The 13123-nt window shown below is 48.0% G+C and carries 15 protein-coding genes; 10 read left to right on the plus strand and 5 right to left on the minus strand.

Annotated features, from left to right (window positions below; all coding sequences use genetic code 11):
- Nucleotides 1-8: 8 nt before the first annotated feature.
- The 3 genes from MNQ98_RS22795 to MNQ98_RS22805 all read left to right on the plus strand — a co-directional run bounded on the left by MNQ98_RS22795 (nucleotide 9) and on the right by MNQ98_RS22805 (nucleotide 1205).
- The gene (locus MNQ98_RS22795; RefSeq protein ID WP_241930291.1) at nucleotides 9-335 is read left to right on the plus strand and encodes a YtrH family sporulation protein; all 327 of its coding nucleotides are present in this window, start codon (nucleotides 9-11) and stop codon (nucleotides 333-335) included.
- Nucleotides 336-338: 3 nt separating this feature from the next.
- A complete protein-coding gene (locus MNQ98_RS22800; protein ID WP_241930292.1) occupies nucleotides 339-815 on the plus strand; it encodes a sporulation membrane protein YtrI in 477 nt (158 codons plus the stop codon).
- 84 nt (nucleotides 816-899) lie between these two features.
- Entirely contained in the window at nucleotides 900-1205 is a 306-nt protein-coding gene (locus tag MNQ98_RS22805) for a YtpI family protein (protein ID WP_208918282.1), read from the plus strand.
- 106 nt (nucleotides 1206-1311) lie between these two features.
- Here the strand turns inward: MNQ98_RS22805 and MNQ98_RS22810 are convergent, their stop codons facing one another.
- From MNQ98_RS22810 to MNQ98_RS22825, 4 genes are all read right to left on the minus strand, one after another.
- Complete coding sequence (locus MNQ98_RS22810; protein WP_241930293.1) at nucleotides 1312-2646, minus strand: DRTGG domain-containing protein; 1335 nt, start codon at nucleotides 2644-2646, stop codon at nucleotides 1312-1314.
- Between the two features lie 137 nt (nucleotides 2647-2783).
- Nucleotides 2784-3068: a hypothetical protein gene (locus tag MNQ98_RS22815; RefSeq protein WP_208918280.1), complete on the minus strand. Its 285-nt coding sequence runs from the start codon at nucleotides 3066-3068 to the stop codon at nucleotides 2784-2786.
- A gap of 130 nt (nucleotides 3069-3198) precedes the next feature.
- Entirely contained in the window at nucleotides 3199-3546 is a 348-nt protein-coding gene (locus MNQ98_RS22820; protein WP_241930294.1) for a YlbF/YmcA family competence regulator, read from the minus strand.
- A gap of 48 nt (nucleotides 3547-3594) precedes the next feature.
- Complete coding sequence (locus MNQ98_RS22825) at nucleotides 3595-4761, minus strand: DUF445 family protein (protein ID WP_241930295.1); 1167 nt, start codon at nucleotides 4759-4761, stop codon at nucleotides 3595-3597.
- A 137-nt stretch (nucleotides 4762-4898) separates the two neighbouring features.
- Between MNQ98_RS22825 and MNQ98_RS22830 the strand changes: the two genes are divergently transcribed.
- From MNQ98_RS22830 to MNQ98_RS22855, 6 genes are all read left to right on the plus strand, one after another.
- Nucleotides 4899-6266 (plus strand): YheC/YheD family endospore coat-associated protein, encoded by a 1368-nt coding sequence (locus tag MNQ98_RS22830; protein WP_241930296.1) that lies wholly within the window; start codon nucleotides 4899-4901, stop codon nucleotides 6264-6266.
- A 13-nt stretch (nucleotides 6267-6279) separates the two neighbouring features.
- On the plus strand, nucleotides 6280-7404 hold the full coding sequence (locus MNQ98_RS22835; protein ID WP_241930297.1) for a YheC/YheD family endospore coat-associated protein: 1125 nt from the start codon (nucleotides 6280-6282) through the stop codon (nucleotides 7402-7404).
- The gene (locus MNQ98_RS22840; protein ID WP_241930298.1) at nucleotides 7401-8768 is read left to right on the plus strand and encodes a YheC/YheD family endospore coat-associated protein; all 1368 of its coding nucleotides are present in this window, start codon (nucleotides 7401-7403) and stop codon (nucleotides 8766-8768) included. The genes MNQ98_RS22835 and MNQ98_RS22840 overlap by 4 nt, the downstream gene beginning before the upstream one ends.
- A 3-nt stretch (nucleotides 8769-8771) precedes the next feature.
- Nucleotides 8772-9881: a YheC/YheD family endospore coat-associated protein gene (locus tag MNQ98_RS22845; RefSeq protein ID WP_241930299.1), complete on the plus strand. Its 1110-nt coding sequence runs from the start codon at nucleotides 8772-8774 to the stop codon at nucleotides 9879-9881.
- A gap of 291 nt (nucleotides 9882-10172) precedes the next feature.
- The gene (locus MNQ98_RS22850) at nucleotides 10173-10676 is read left to right on the plus strand and encodes a GNAT family N-acetyltransferase (protein WP_241934010.1); all 504 of its coding nucleotides are present in this window, start codon (nucleotides 10173-10175) and stop codon (nucleotides 10674-10676) included.
- Between the two features lie 6 nt (nucleotides 10677-10682).
- Nucleotides 10683-11798 (plus strand): YheC/YheD family endospore coat-associated protein, encoded by a 1116-nt coding sequence (locus tag MNQ98_RS22855; RefSeq protein ID WP_241930300.1) that lies wholly within the window; start codon nucleotides 10683-10685, stop codon nucleotides 11796-11798.
- Between the two features lie 92 nt (nucleotides 11799-11890).
- On the opposite strand, the gene MNQ98_RS22860 is transcribed toward MNQ98_RS22855, so the two are convergent.
- Nucleotides 11891-12580, minus strand: coding sequence for an HAD family hydrolase (locus MNQ98_RS22860; RefSeq protein ID WP_241930301.1), 690 nt, complete (start codon nucleotides 12578-12580; stop codon nucleotides 11891-11893).
- A gap of 223 nt (nucleotides 12581-12803) precedes the next feature.
- On the opposite strand from MNQ98_RS22860, the gene MNQ98_RS22865 reads away from it, so the two are divergent.
- A complete protein-coding gene (locus tag MNQ98_RS22865; RefSeq protein ID WP_241930302.1) occupies nucleotides 12804-13046 on the plus strand; it encodes a hypothetical protein in 243 nt (80 codons plus the stop codon).
- The last annotated feature ends 77 nt before the right edge of the window (nucleotides 13047-13123 follow it).

Raw genomic sequence — 13123 nt, forward strand, 5'->3', positions numbered from 1 at the left:
CAAAAAGGATGAGTATTTTTTTATCTAAAGCGATACTGGACTTTTTCATAGCTTTCGGCATCGTGGTTGGGGGGGCTATGGTCGGAGGGGTTGGCGCCGTACTCTCGATGCAGCCTCCGACTTTAACGATGCTTGACATTGCGGGGCGCATCAAAATTTGGGCACTTGCTGCCGCTGTCGGTGGAACCATTGATCCCATGCGTGTTATTGAGAGTAATATGCTGGATGGCAATTTGTCTCCCGCCATAAAACAGATTTTGTATCTGATCTTCGCATTCTTAGGGGCACATATGGGCAGTGAGCTGGTCAAATGGGTCTGCTCCAACCGGAGCTAATGTATGAGAATGCCTCCGTTCCGCCGTTTCCGTCCCTTTTATCAGGCCGCCTCGATCTTTGTGCTCGGTATGGTCATCGGGAGTGTCGTCTATAATTCGTTATACCACGCCAGCTACAACAAGTTATGGATGAATAACAAAGACCTGCAAGTCCAAATTCTCCAATATGAAGAAGATATCAAGACGTTGAAGAAATACAGCAAGCAGCCAACGGTCATCCGGGAAATTAAAATCCGAACGGAACAAAAATCCGAACCGATTGATTCCCTCATTGAGAAAGAAATCGTTCAGATGATGGGTAAAGATCTAGCAGCACTGCGGGGTAGAAGCATATTTGATATCGATACCGACAGTAAGCTCACACGCTCACTGCTGGATGATAAAATATATACCGTCCGGGATAAAGACTACAAGATCAAAATCAGGACCATGCTGGTCATGGAAGGCGTTCTGCAGATCTGGGTGGATATCGGCAACTAAAGTGGACATCACATCTGAATAGATTCATGATACAATACGAGTATTCATGTAACCATGTCCATGCCAAAGGAGTGCCTTTCTACCATGCTTGGTATTATCCGCTATGTCTTATTCGCAGTGCTGGTCATTTCCTGCATCACTGCTGCTTTATACAGCATCCGTGCCCGCAAAATGTCCGACCCGCTCGATCGAGGTATCTTTCATGCGTCGACGAATATCTATATGGGCATTATGCTGGTCGCCCTGTCTTTTATTGCCATGCTTATGTTCAGCGGCTCCACACCCGCAGTGATCGTTGAAGCTGTTTTCATGGTAATGGGCGCCTTTAATATTTTTGCTGGCATTAGAAGTAAAAGCTATTACAGCCGTCAAAAATCGGCTCGCAGCTAGAATACAAACATTCATTTAAAATGAAAAAGGGCTATTCATCGGCCGGAAATACTTCCGCCGGATAAATAGCCCTCTTTGTTATGTGTTCTGCATGAAACATATTCCGTTACCCTGGATCTATCGCCTGCAGTGTCATGACCGATTTCGCGATCAGGTTGGATTGGTGACTGATTTCGATTTCCATCTTGCAAGTCCGCCGGCTCATCTCCAGAAGTCGCGGCGTCACCACGATCGGATCCTCAATCTGAATCGGGCGGATGAAATAAGTGGACAGATTATCGAGCACGTGATCACTACCGCTAATGTCCTTGGCTGCTTTAAAGGCAGCTTGGCTCATAACTGTTGTCAGGACACCTTGCGAAATTGTCCCGAGTTCTGTCGCCATCTGTGGTGTGATAAACCCATTAAAGAACAGATTTCCTTCCCCATCCCGATCTTCAGCCATTCCATTCCAGATCAGCTGATCAAACGTCTCCCCCAGCTGAGGCTGATTACGGGCATTCCGCATCGCCTCAAGCACTTCTTTCCGTGTAACTGTGGCAACGAGCTTACGGTTGCGGTCGACGATGGGAAGGAAGTCAATGCCCTCCCACATCATAATTTGAGCAGCCGAGGCTAGTGATGTTTTTAAAGTGGCCGTAATCGGGTTACGGATAATCGCTCGTTCAATCGCCTGATTATCGGCAAGTCCGCCAACATCCTTTACACCAACGATGCCGATGACACGGTTCCACTCATCCGTAACTGGGAAACGTTGCTCTCCGCACTCCTTCGCCATTTCGATAAGCTCTCGAGCTGTAACCGAGCTCTTAAGCGCGTGAATTCTCGGTTTTTCGCCTGCGATGTCCTCGACAAGCATAATTTTTTTCTTGATTAGCCGGTCAAAAATGGCGCGATTGATCAATGAAGCTACGGTGAAGGTGTCGTGACGTGAAGAAAAGATTGGCAGTCCCAGCTGGTCTGCTAGCTGCTTTACTTCACGGCTTGTCCCAAAACCACCTGTTATGAGTACACCTGCTCCTTGCTCGAGGGCCAGAGAATGCGCATCCTCCCGGTTTCCGACAATCATCAGGCTTCCGGCATCAATATAGCGGACCATCGCTTCAACCTTCATGGCCCCGATTACATACTTATGCAGACTTTTATTAAGACCCTCAGCCCCACCGAGTACATGGCCCTCAACGATCTCCACCACATCAGCGAAGGTCAGCTGCTCTGAAATATTCCGCGGCTTCCGCTCAATACGTACAGTTCCGATCCGTTCCTTCGTTACAACAATTCCCAGCCCTTCTGCTTCCTTAACTGCACGGTAAGCTGTACCTTCACTTACACCAAGCTCTTTGGCGAGCCTCCGGACTGATATTTTGGTTCCTACCTTTAAACTTTCGATATGCTGTACAAGTTGTTCGTGCTTCGTAATTGTCTCATCTCGAACATCCAACTGTTCCACCCCCCTACTCAATCTGTACCATACTGTATCTATTATACCAGACATGCATTATAAAATAACATGCGACACAGCAAAAAACCGTTCGCCAGCGAACGCGAACGGTTTTTTTTATGTTCTATGAAGTAATTTTAGGCGCCACGGCTTTTTTGCTCCTCAGGCCATTTTAGCTGCCATTGGTTCATCTTTTCCTTTCGGATTTCATCCAATGCCTTCTGTTTCGCTTCATCTACACCAATCAAAATATGCAGATGCGATGCAATGACAAGCAGGGCGAATCCAGCCCATACAGCCCCAAACAGCGATGCCCAAGAAAAACCTCCTGCGAACGAAATGCTCGGCAGCGCATATACCAGCATCCCCAGCGCAATCAAGAGATAAGCGGAATGCTTAATCTTACTTTTCTTTTTCTTCATGAGTTATACAGCTCCTCTACTTTCTTCTGAACTCTATATTTCTACTCTATGAGGAGCTGGTCCAAAATATGAAAGAAGAATGAAGAGTGAGCAAAAAAAATCCGCGGCATCCGCCGCGGATTGTTAACTATTATGATTGAGTTGACCCATACAAATGCTGAAGACTGTCTGAAATAATTTTGTTCACGTCCTCAATAATAATGCTCAGACGACGCTCCGCATCAAACAAACGGCGGATGTTCAAGTTAAGACTCAGCACTTCAAACAGCTTCTCCATCTTTTCCATCTCTTCCTGTGAAGGCATATCGCCGGTCATGATTCGCTGCTGTACTTCCATCTGACGCTCACGGAAGTTATCCAGCATCTGCTTGCTTTCTGGATCGGCTTCAATCAGTTTCAATGCAGAGGTAATTTCCTGTACTTCTTGACTTTCCTTCATCGCTTTAGCCAAATCATTCGCCTTGTCATAAATATTCATATTTGTCCTCCTACCGTGCGGACTATCACCGCAACATATTATTTACTCTTATCTCCACAGCAAGGTAATGAACGACTGAAACATTCCGATAAGCCCGCCCAGCAGTACCCCAAGCCAGGTTATAGCTCGGAATTCCCGGCCCGATACGCTCAATATGACTTCTTCAAGACGTTCAACCGGAAATTTCTGTACCTGCTCCTGTACCAGGTTTGGCAGATCTACTGCCTTCATTGCTGCCGGAACGGCGTCCTCAAGCATTCGGAGTCCTTTATCGATCAAGCCTGGCAGTGCACCCTCGATTGCAGGAAGCCGGGGTGTGATGAAATCCGTGATTCGGACATTCTCCAGACGCTCAATCCATGCTTTCCACGGAATCGATTCTTCAAGCTTTCGCGTAATCAAACCTGGACCAAATTCTCCGGCTGCAGCCTCCACCACACGGCCAAGAGACATTTCTCCATATTGCTCCAGCTTACCTGATACAACGGAAACGATCGTCTGGCGAACCTTCTTTCCTTCCAGCTGACCGATCAGCATCGGCGTCAATTTCTGAACCAGCTTGTCCTCATCCACAAAAATAGCGGCCATCGTGCCGAGAAATCCCCCTGCCTTATCCATCATCGCAGAAGCCATTTCTTTAAGCAAACGTTGGCCGTCCGATGACAACAGCGTATCCCCAAGCTCCTTTAATACCGCTTCGGCAGCCACCTCACTCCAGCGCTGCCGGGTTTCCTCGGACCAGCCGGGAATCAGATCCTTCAGCGGCTTGTCTTCTAAGCCATAATCAGACCAGACTGCGGTCACCCCGCGGGCCGTCACCGATTGAGCTGTCAGAACAGCACGATCTTTCAACTGCTGCCACTCTTCCGGGCTCCACAACTTCAATGCCAGATCGCCCAGTGTCTGCTCGCTCTCCAAGAGGAACTTCAACTTCCGGTTTACCGCATCCTCCGCCTTCGTACGAAAAAGCGGTTTGCGAATCATTTCTTGAAGCCCTTCACTCGTCACCAGATAATCGGAGACCACTTCACCGAGAGATTCCGCAATCTCTTCCTTCCGCTTCGGAATCAGTCCAGGTGTAAAAGGCAGCTTCCATCCGCGTATACGAATTTCTTCACGAGGATGGAAGAGCATTTTAATTGCAAAATGGTTCGTAATGCCGCCGACAAACGCAGCCACTCCCACGTTCACCAATATAAACAGCCAATTCGGCATTTTTAAAGTCCTCCCTTTTTCCAAATCCGTACAATCACCAAGGGATATATGTCCTCATATGATGGATTACATGCAATGTTCAGATGAAGTCCAATCTGTCCACTAGACATCAAGTAGTTGTCGGAAGGAGATCCAAGATGTCCAAAACCAAGATATCGGTTCAACTGTTCCGCTCGGGCAATCTGCAGGATAACGATATCAAGCTTGGCGAGAAGCTGATAAAACTGCTCCGAATTCCAACAGAACAACCCATACAGCTTGCCATCGGCTCCTTCAAACAGGAGATACGTGTCATACCTGGGATAAAATCGACTGTACTCCGTATAAGCCCTTCCCTGTCAAGCAGTTCCGGACTTCTTCCTCAATCGGTTCTGAACGTCAAATACAACGTCGCCGACAAAACACTGCGACTCGGTCCCGTAATCGGAGTTATGATAAGCCGTTATGATCCAGAGGATCCAAGCAAACCCTTCGGATCGATCTCATCATTTTGCATGGAGATGGTCAATGCCTGTCAAAAATTAGGTGCGTATGTATACTTTTTCACCCCAGAGATGATCGGTCCGAACCCGTCAACACTTGAAGCGGTACGATATGACGAGGGTTGGAAGAGGGGGCCCGTACCCGCACCGGATGTGGTCAACAACCGGCTTCCCACACGCAAATTGGAGAATAGTCCTAGCGTACAGCATTTTATGAAAGAAGTAAAATCCAGATGGGGCACTCACATTTTTAACGAGAAGTTCCTGGATAAGACGGAAGTTTTTGATGCACTGGGCTCGGATGAGAAGCTTAAGAAATACTTACCCGAATCCTATTCACTGAAAAGCTACCCTATACTCAAAAAAATGTGTGCTGCATATCCGATGGTCTTTCTAAAACCGGTTCGCGGCAGTTTAGGCAAAGGCATTATCAGAATCTCCCGCCAGGCAGACGGCACCTATCAGACCCTAACCACCTCACTTGAGGGGATTAAAAAAAATAGTTACTCGTCCCTTACTAAGCTGTACAGCAGTCTATCCGACAAAATCAAAAAAAACCGCTATCAGATTCAACAAGGCCTGGACTTGGTCCGACTCCATAAAAAAAATGTGGACTTTCGCGCGCTCGTCCACAAAAACAAAAAAGGTAAGTGGAGTTTAACGTCCATTGTGGCCAGAGTTGCGGGAGGAAATCATTATGTATCCAATCTCGCCCGTGGAGGAACGCTGTCCACGGTTAAAGACGCGCTTGCCATGAGCGGTATCCCGCCTACCGCAAAGCTAACAGCGAGCAGCCGGATGGAGAAGGCTGCACTCGATATCGCCAAAGGCATTGAAGCAGCGATTCCTTCACACTTCGGAGAGCTTGGGATTGATTTAGCGGTGGATACTGCAGGACGAATCTGGCTTCTTGAAGTCAACTCCAAGCCGTCCAAGGGCGATAATGCTCCGCTCAATGTTCAGAAGGTCCGTCCATCAGCGATTCGCCTTGTCCAATACAGCCATTACTTGACTGGCTTTTAAAAAAGGAGCAACTATGCCCTCTGATTACATTGGAACACTCGGTGTCATGGTATGCCGGAGAACAGGATCACCTCCATTCGCGGAAAAGGAATATCTTCGCGAATTGTGCCTGGCATCTTCCTGCCTCGGCATTACCGTATTTGTGTTTTTCCCGGAGGATAAACCAGATTCAGTTAAGCTGAATCACCTAATCTCAGGCTATACCTACAGTCGCGGCGGCTGGGAAAAGAGAAACTTTCCTGTCCCGGACATTATATACGACCGCTGCCTATTTAAGAACACTGCTGAAACTTCTTCCGCTGCAGCGTTCCTGAGTGATCTGCCTGACAGCCGTTGGTCTATGTGGTCAAGGGGATTGCCCGGAAAAATCCGTGTGTATAATCTTCTAAAGCGTGAACAGTGCCTCTCGCCTTATCTCCCACATACCCTAATCTATAACGGGAGTGAATCATTAAATCAGGCTTTATCCCTGTTTGACGGGAAGCTGTTTCTGAAACCAAGCGGAGGCTCCCATGGCAAACATACCCTCTATGTGCATTGTACTGGTAATGAAGAAACCGTATTACAGGGAAGAGACCGATCGAACTCAATATTCAAGATGACTTTACCAACCGGTGAACTATCATCCTGGGTAAAAAAGTTCACCGGACGCCGCCGTTTTATCATTCAGCCATATTTAAAGTTAACCAGTCGCGCTGGCAAACCCTATGATGTCAGAGTATTGGTTCAAAAAAATGCACGGGGTCGTTGGACTACAACAGGGATGGCCGTTCGCCAGGGTCCGGCCGAAGGAATGACCTCCAACCTTCATGGCGGGGGCACGGCGTTACCCGTCCCTTCCTTTCTGGAATCTGAGTTCAGCGCTCCCGTGCCCGACAATATCATCGCCTGTATCAACCAACTGAGCGACCTCATCCCCCCCATTCTTGAAGGCGGATTTGGCCGTCTGGGCGAACTCGGCATCGATTTCGGAATAGACTGTTTCGGAAAGGTATGGCTGCTTGAGGTCAATTCAAAACCGGGGCGGCGCGCATTCAGGCAAACAGGGGACATTCCGGCAGCAAAGCTGTCAGTGGAGAACCCCCTTCGTTATGCACGTTATTTATTGCTTCGACAACTTAGGAGGGTTAATACATGAGTTTGACTTTTAGTAATGTTCACTTCTCGCATCAGCCCGAAAAAGTGGTCTTTATGTCTGGCTCGCTCATGAGAAGCCTGGGTCTTACAAGCAGGAGACAAATCCAGCTCCGCCTGGGCAGGAACACCATATCAGCTGCTTTGAAAGCTATTGAGCGTTCCGGCAAACATCTGTATTTGAGTTCCGGCATCCGTAACAGTGTTCACGTCCCAAGAAGCGGGCCAGCATATGTTCATATGCCTAAGGATGGAGAGATTCAGATCGGACCGGTAGTCGGAGTATTATCCGATGGCCCCTCTAGTCCCTCCAGTCCCTTCGGTGCGCGAACAGCTTACATTAAACAGCTACTGCGTGAAGGGAATAAAAAAATGTATGTTTATGCCTTTGCCCCACGGGATATCAATTGGCAGCGTGAGACCGTATATGCCTACTTTTTGGGTGCAAACGGCCAATTTATCCGCAAGACTGTACCGCTTCCGGATGTTGTCTATAATCGACTCCCGAGCAGACGCACAGACTTCTCGCCTTTCACTAATCAGCTGAGGGATCGGTTTTTGAAGCGAAATATCTCCTTTTTCAACTGGGCTTTCTTTAATAAATCAGATATCTATAACCAACTGGAAAATGATCTACAAGCAGGGCGGTATGTGCCTGAAACGTATTCGAATCCAAGCCCGGAACGCATTAAAGATATGCTGGAGCGCCATCGGTTCGTGTACTATAAGCCGTCCGCCGGAAGCCTCGGTAACGGGATCTACCGACTCACCTACCAACCCAAAAAAGGTTACTTCGCCCGCTACCGCAGCACCGGAGGAAACACACTGCTTAAGTTTCCTACATTCACAAGCCTCATGCGCCTGCTACAATCCAGGCACGGTTCCGGCCTGAAAAACTATGTTATCCAGCAGGGAATCCGGCTGATTGAAATTGATGGTTGCCCTATTGATTTCAGGTTCCATATGCATAAAGACGGCAGAAATCGCTGGTCAGCTGTCGGAATTGGAGCCAAGAAGGCCGGGCGGGGAAGCGTAACGACCCACATCAAAAACGGCGGTCAACTGATGACTCCAGAACAGGCCTTAGGCCGTGCGTTTGGTTCAAAGTCTCGGGAAGTTCTGGAGCGAGCTAAGCAGACGGCCGTAATACTTGCGGAAGCCATTGAAAACCACCACTCACATGTTCTGGCTGAAATCGGATTTGACATTGGAATCGACGAAGATGAAAAAATCTGGATGTTTGAAGCCAATTCAAAACCCGGCAGGTCAATCTTCAGTCACCCTTCCCTTCGAGTCGAAGGAAAAGCGTCGGTTGAACATATTTTTGAGCACTGCTTGTATCTCGGCGGGTTCCACAGGGGGGAATGATTCGTGACCAATCGACTTGAGGATGATACCAAACCTGTTGTCGCGATTCTTACAATGCATGATTCCGTCCGACTATTCCGCGGTAATCGGCAAAACTTTCACGAAATCATCAAAACCGGCAAAGATATGGGATATCTCGTCTATGTTGTCACCGTACGTGATCTAAAGCTGAAATCCGGCAAGGTCAGAGGTTTTACGCCTGGCAGTGACCCGCATTCCTGGGAGCAGAGGTTGTTTCCTCTGCCCCGGGTAATCTATAACCGCATTCCTTACCGTGAAGATGAAATGAAGCCGCAGGTACGGCGTAAAATAAAAGAATGTATGCGTCATCCCAACATGGATATTTATAATCCGTTCTTCTTTAACAAGCGGCGGTTATTCTCCTGGTTAGGCAAATCACGGCTGACCCGGAAATGGGCCCCGGTCACCAAAAAACTTAAGGGTCTGCCGTCTCTGTACGAAATGATAAGACTCTGCTCTTACCTCTACCTCAAACCGGAAGAGGGAAAGGCCGGTCAGGGCATCATGAGATTGAGATATCAAAAAAACAAACCTATGCCTTACCGGCTCCAAATTCAAAACAATAAAAACAGCACAACTTATAAAGCGGCAACACTTGAGAGGTTATGGGAACGTGTATATAAAGAAACTAAAGGTGAACCTTACATTATCCAGCAAGGAATTGAACTGACTGCCGTGCACGGACGTGCTTTCGACCTTCGGCTTCTGGTTCAGAAGTCGGATCTCGGCGTATGGGGGGTCACTGGAATTGGCGCCCGTATGGCGGGTACCCATAGCATCACCACCCACGTTCCACGTGGCGGTTCGATTGAGGATCCCGAGAAGCTTCTTCCGCCCCTGTTCGGATCGGAACAAACCGAGGGGATCCTGAGCAAAGTGCGGAACGCGGCCGTGCACATTGCCAAACAAATAGAGCAAGGCTGCCGCTACAGTCTGGGCGAGATGTCTATGGATCTCGGCTTAGATACGTCCGGCGAGCTATGGTTCTTTGAAGCAAACTCCAGACCGATGAAGTTTGATGAACCTGCTATCCGCAAGCGGTCACTCGAACGGATATTCAATTACTGCGAGTATCTTATAGAAAACAGATAATTTTATATTAAAGTGCGAGTTCAAAAAGGTCGGTTTTCAGCACCGAAGCTTATGCTTCCGATGTGCGTTTTTTCAAACGCTTCAGTTGGATGAAGCTATGGACTAAGGAGCGGAGCGTACGTTTTGGGTACGTGAGCACCTGAGATGTTTCCGGAGGAAACATACTTCGTAAGCATTTGCTTAGGACCGGCTGAATTCAAGATTCGATGCCGAGCCCACTTCCTGATTCACTTCGTGATCAAAAGCGGACTTTTTGAACAACCTCTTAAAGGAGGGGATCAAGTGGAGATTATGTCCATCTCGCCCGTCAATCCGGCAGACTGGCCAGACATTCGCGAGCAGTGCTATGATTTCATGTGCCGTTTCGGTAACCGCCGACTCACGCGTGAAGGGTGCAACACCTTGCAGAAGATGTCGTTTGATCAGGTGCAACATCCAGGTACATCTCTTATTGCAACAACCGTCCGCGGAGAGCATGGCAAGATGCCTGTTGGCATTTGCTTCGTGGCCGGTTTCGGAGAGGATGCATGCTTGATTGCTGTTCATCCGCTGTACCGGAACCGACATATCGGCACCTCCCTGATCCTCTTCCAGCTGTCAGTACTTGGGCGGCTGCGATGCAAGGTAGCCGCTGACAATTATTCAAGTCTTAAAATGTGTTTTCATGCCGGTATGCAAGCCGTATCTTTAGAGAAAGGCCCCACAGGAAAACATACGTTCGTCATGAGCGGAGAATGTGAAACGCCTGTCGGTGCCGGTTATAACTTAGACTTAGACTCTTACTCAAGAAGGTGAACCACTGTGTCTCAACCCGTCTTAGGTATCCTGACACTGTATTTGAACAACCGGAAAAGGCTTGAAGAGGTCCCTGTCTATGAGCGTATGATTACGGAAGGACGTGAACTGGGGCTGGATGTGTTCGTATTTACACCTGCTGATGTGAATTCATCCCAAGGGCTCATCCATGCCCTGCAGTTCAATCCGGATACCGGCAGCTGGACCAGACGGTGGCGACCTTTTCCCCATATGATTTATGACCGCTGCCGCATTCAAAAAAGTGAACGATTCCAGCAACTACTACGCTTTCGCTCACGATATAGACACCTTGTGTTTCTTAACAGACCGCTTCGCAATAAATGGACCGTTCATCAGACACTTTCCGGTCTTAAACGGTTTAGACCCCATTTACCTGATACAATGCTCGTAAATAGCATCGGAGACGTCAATCGGATGCTGAGCAAACATCATGCTGTCTACCTGAAGCCAATCAACGGAACGGGAGGACGCGGCATTTTACGAATCTCCAAAAGCATGGGTGTCCATAGCTCTTATGAGATCCATGGTCGAAACACAAACCGGAGTATCATCACCCCGAAGCGGCTTCCAGCAGCTATGCTCAGTTCATTCCTGTCCGGCTGGGATATCAAGGGCCGGTATCTGGTCCAGGAAGGAATTCCGCTTGAACTGCCAAGCGGAAGGGTTCATGATTACCGGATGCTCGTACAGAAAAATGGTTTCGGAGAATGGGAAGTAACTGGTTGTGTGGGCCGTGTTGGCGCGATTAACAGCGTGACTTCGAATCTGCACGGCGGCGGAAGAGCAACAGGGATGAACGAGCTGTTGGATGAATGGATTCCTGAAATACAGAAACGCGAAAAAGTACGAGAGGATTCTGCGAGGCTCGGCGTAGATATATCCCGTTACCTTGAGGAAAAATACGGGGCGCTTTGTGAACTTGCGCTTGATCTGGCTGTTGATAAATCCGGTCGAATCTTGCTTTTGGAAGTGAATCCAAAACCATCACGTGAGGTATTTTCACAGGTTGGCGATAAGGATGCTTATCGTTTATCCTTAATAAGACCGCTAGAATATGCGCTGTGGGTCTATAACAGCCGAAAACATTCGAAGAACGCCTAAAACAGCAACAGAGTAGCCCTGTCGAACTCGATTTGTAGTTATATTGTAAAAGCCCTGCCAAATCGGCAGGGCTTTCATACTTTATAATTCATTTACTCCACAGCGTTTTCATACAGATTCAACAGCTCAGGGAAAGATGTAATGATAGCGTCCGAGCCTTTCAGCTCCTGATCATTTCCGAACCCTGCGTACTGGCAGCCGATGACGGTCTGTCCGTTTTTCTTACCTGCTTCAACATCGGATGAACGGTCTCCTACCATCCATGCACGCTCGATACCATGGTTTTTAAGCAGGAGTGCTACCAAATCCACCTTCGAAGCCGTGCCATGCTGCCCAGCGCTGTAAAGTTCTTCGAACAATGGCATGATGTTCCGTGCGTCCGCGATGCCCTTCACATAATGCTCAAGTCCGTTGCTCGCTACAAACAAACGAACTCCACGGCGCTTAAGTTCCTGCAATGTCTCCCCCACACCGGGATACAGTACAGCATCTGGTTCCTTTAATCCTTCCAACTCCAATTGAAGCAGCAGTTCGTCGGCACGGCGGTGGGCTTCCGGAGAGCCATCAGGCAATACAATTTTCCATATATCCTCAAGCAGCATCCCCAAGCAGCCGAGCATCAATTCTTCTTTCGGTGTTTCTCCCTTATGAAGACCTTCCTCCCGCAATATGTCGAACAATTTATGATATGCGGGCAGCAGCAGTGTCTCTGTCTGAAACAATGTACCATCCATATCAAAAATCATCGCTTGCGGTTTGGTCATACTCTCGTTTCTCTCCATCTCTCTGTCATCCCCTTCATTTCCTCATGATGATTGTAATAATCTTCCCTCATCATAAAGGATGCCCCCCGCCCCTGCAAACGATATCCTCACAGCATCAGATAAAAAAGACATCGATATATGGCAAATAACGTACAACTTTTACCAATTATTATTGTTTATTAAGGTAATACTATTATCCACAATCTCAGTTATTTTACTGTACCCGTGAGGAGAAAGGATCATGATCAAAATGGAGCATGACAATCTTCCCCTGAAGCTTCGTGAGCTGCATAGCTGCATTGAAGCAGAACTTGAAAAATATGATGAAGAGGAATGGGGAGTGATTTTGAACCGATTCTTAAACCAATTGGAGATGAAAAGGCATAGAGCCAACCGTTTAACGGATATAAAAGAAGTCTGGCGCGCTCCTTACATATGGCTCATCATTGCCGGCGGAATTGCCCTGCCTGTTTTGCTGTTGTAATTTTTGTATGGTCGTCTCTGCTGCTAGAGGTTTGACTGCTGCGACAATACTGAGGGCTTGTCCTGATAAGGGGGCTT

This window comes from Paenibacillus sp. N3/727 (genome assembly GCF_022637315.1).
Classification (GTDB): Bacteria; Bacillota; Bacilli; order Paenibacillales; family Paenibacillaceae; genus Paenibacillus_AQ; species Paenibacillus_AQ uliginis.

What these genes read in the sequence shown, in the direction of transcription:
- MNQ98_RS22815 (WP_208918280.1), bottom strand. Translation starts at nt 3,068, where the DNA reads ATGAAGAAAAAGAAAAGTAAGATTAAGCATTCCGCTTATCTCTTGATT.
- MNQ98_RS22840 (WP_241930298.1), top strand. Translation starts at nt 7,401, where the DNA reads ATGAGTTTGACTTTTAGTAATGTTCACTTCTCGCATCAGCCCGAAAAA.
- MNQ98_RS22800 (WP_241930292.1), top strand. Translation starts at nt 339, where the DNA reads ATGAGAATGCCTCCGTTCCGCCGTTTCCGTCCCTTTTATCAGGCCGCC.
- MNQ98_RS22805 (WP_208918282.1), top strand. Translation starts at nt 900, where the DNA reads ATGCTTGGTATTATCCGCTATGTCTTATTCGCAGTGCTGGTCATTTCC.
- MNQ98_RS22830 (WP_241930296.1), top strand. Translation starts at nt 4,899, where the DNA reads ATGTCCAAAACCAAGATATCGGTTCAACTGTTCCGCTCGGGCAATCTG.
- MNQ98_RS22835 (WP_241930297.1), top strand. Translation starts at nt 6,280, where the DNA reads ATGCCCTCTGATTACATTGGAACACTCGGTGTCATGGTATGCCGGAGA.
- MNQ98_RS22860 (WP_241930301.1), bottom strand. Translation starts at nt 12,580, where the DNA reads ATGGAGAGAAACGAGAGTATGACCAAACCGCAAGCGATGATTTTTGAT.
- MNQ98_RS22820 (WP_241930294.1), bottom strand. Translation starts at nt 3,546, where the DNA reads ATGAATATTTATGACAAGGCGAATGATTTGGCTAAAGCGATGAAGGAA.
- MNQ98_RS22825 (WP_241930295.1), bottom strand. Translation starts at nt 4,761, where the DNA reads ATGCCGAATTGGCTGTTTATATTGGTGAACGTGGGAGTGGCTGCGTTT.
- MNQ98_RS22795 (WP_241930291.1), top strand. Translation starts at nt 9, where the DNA reads ATGAGTATTTTTTTATCTAAAGCGATACTGGACTTTTTCATAGCTTTC.
- MNQ98_RS22865 (WP_241930302.1), top strand. Translation starts at nt 12,804, where the DNA reads ATGATCAAAATGGAGCATGACAATCTTCCCCTGAAGCTTCGTGAGCTG.
- MNQ98_RS22850 (WP_241934010.1), top strand. Translation starts at nt 10,173, where the DNA reads ATGTCCATCTCGCCCGTCAATCCGGCAGACTGGCCAGACATTCGCGAG.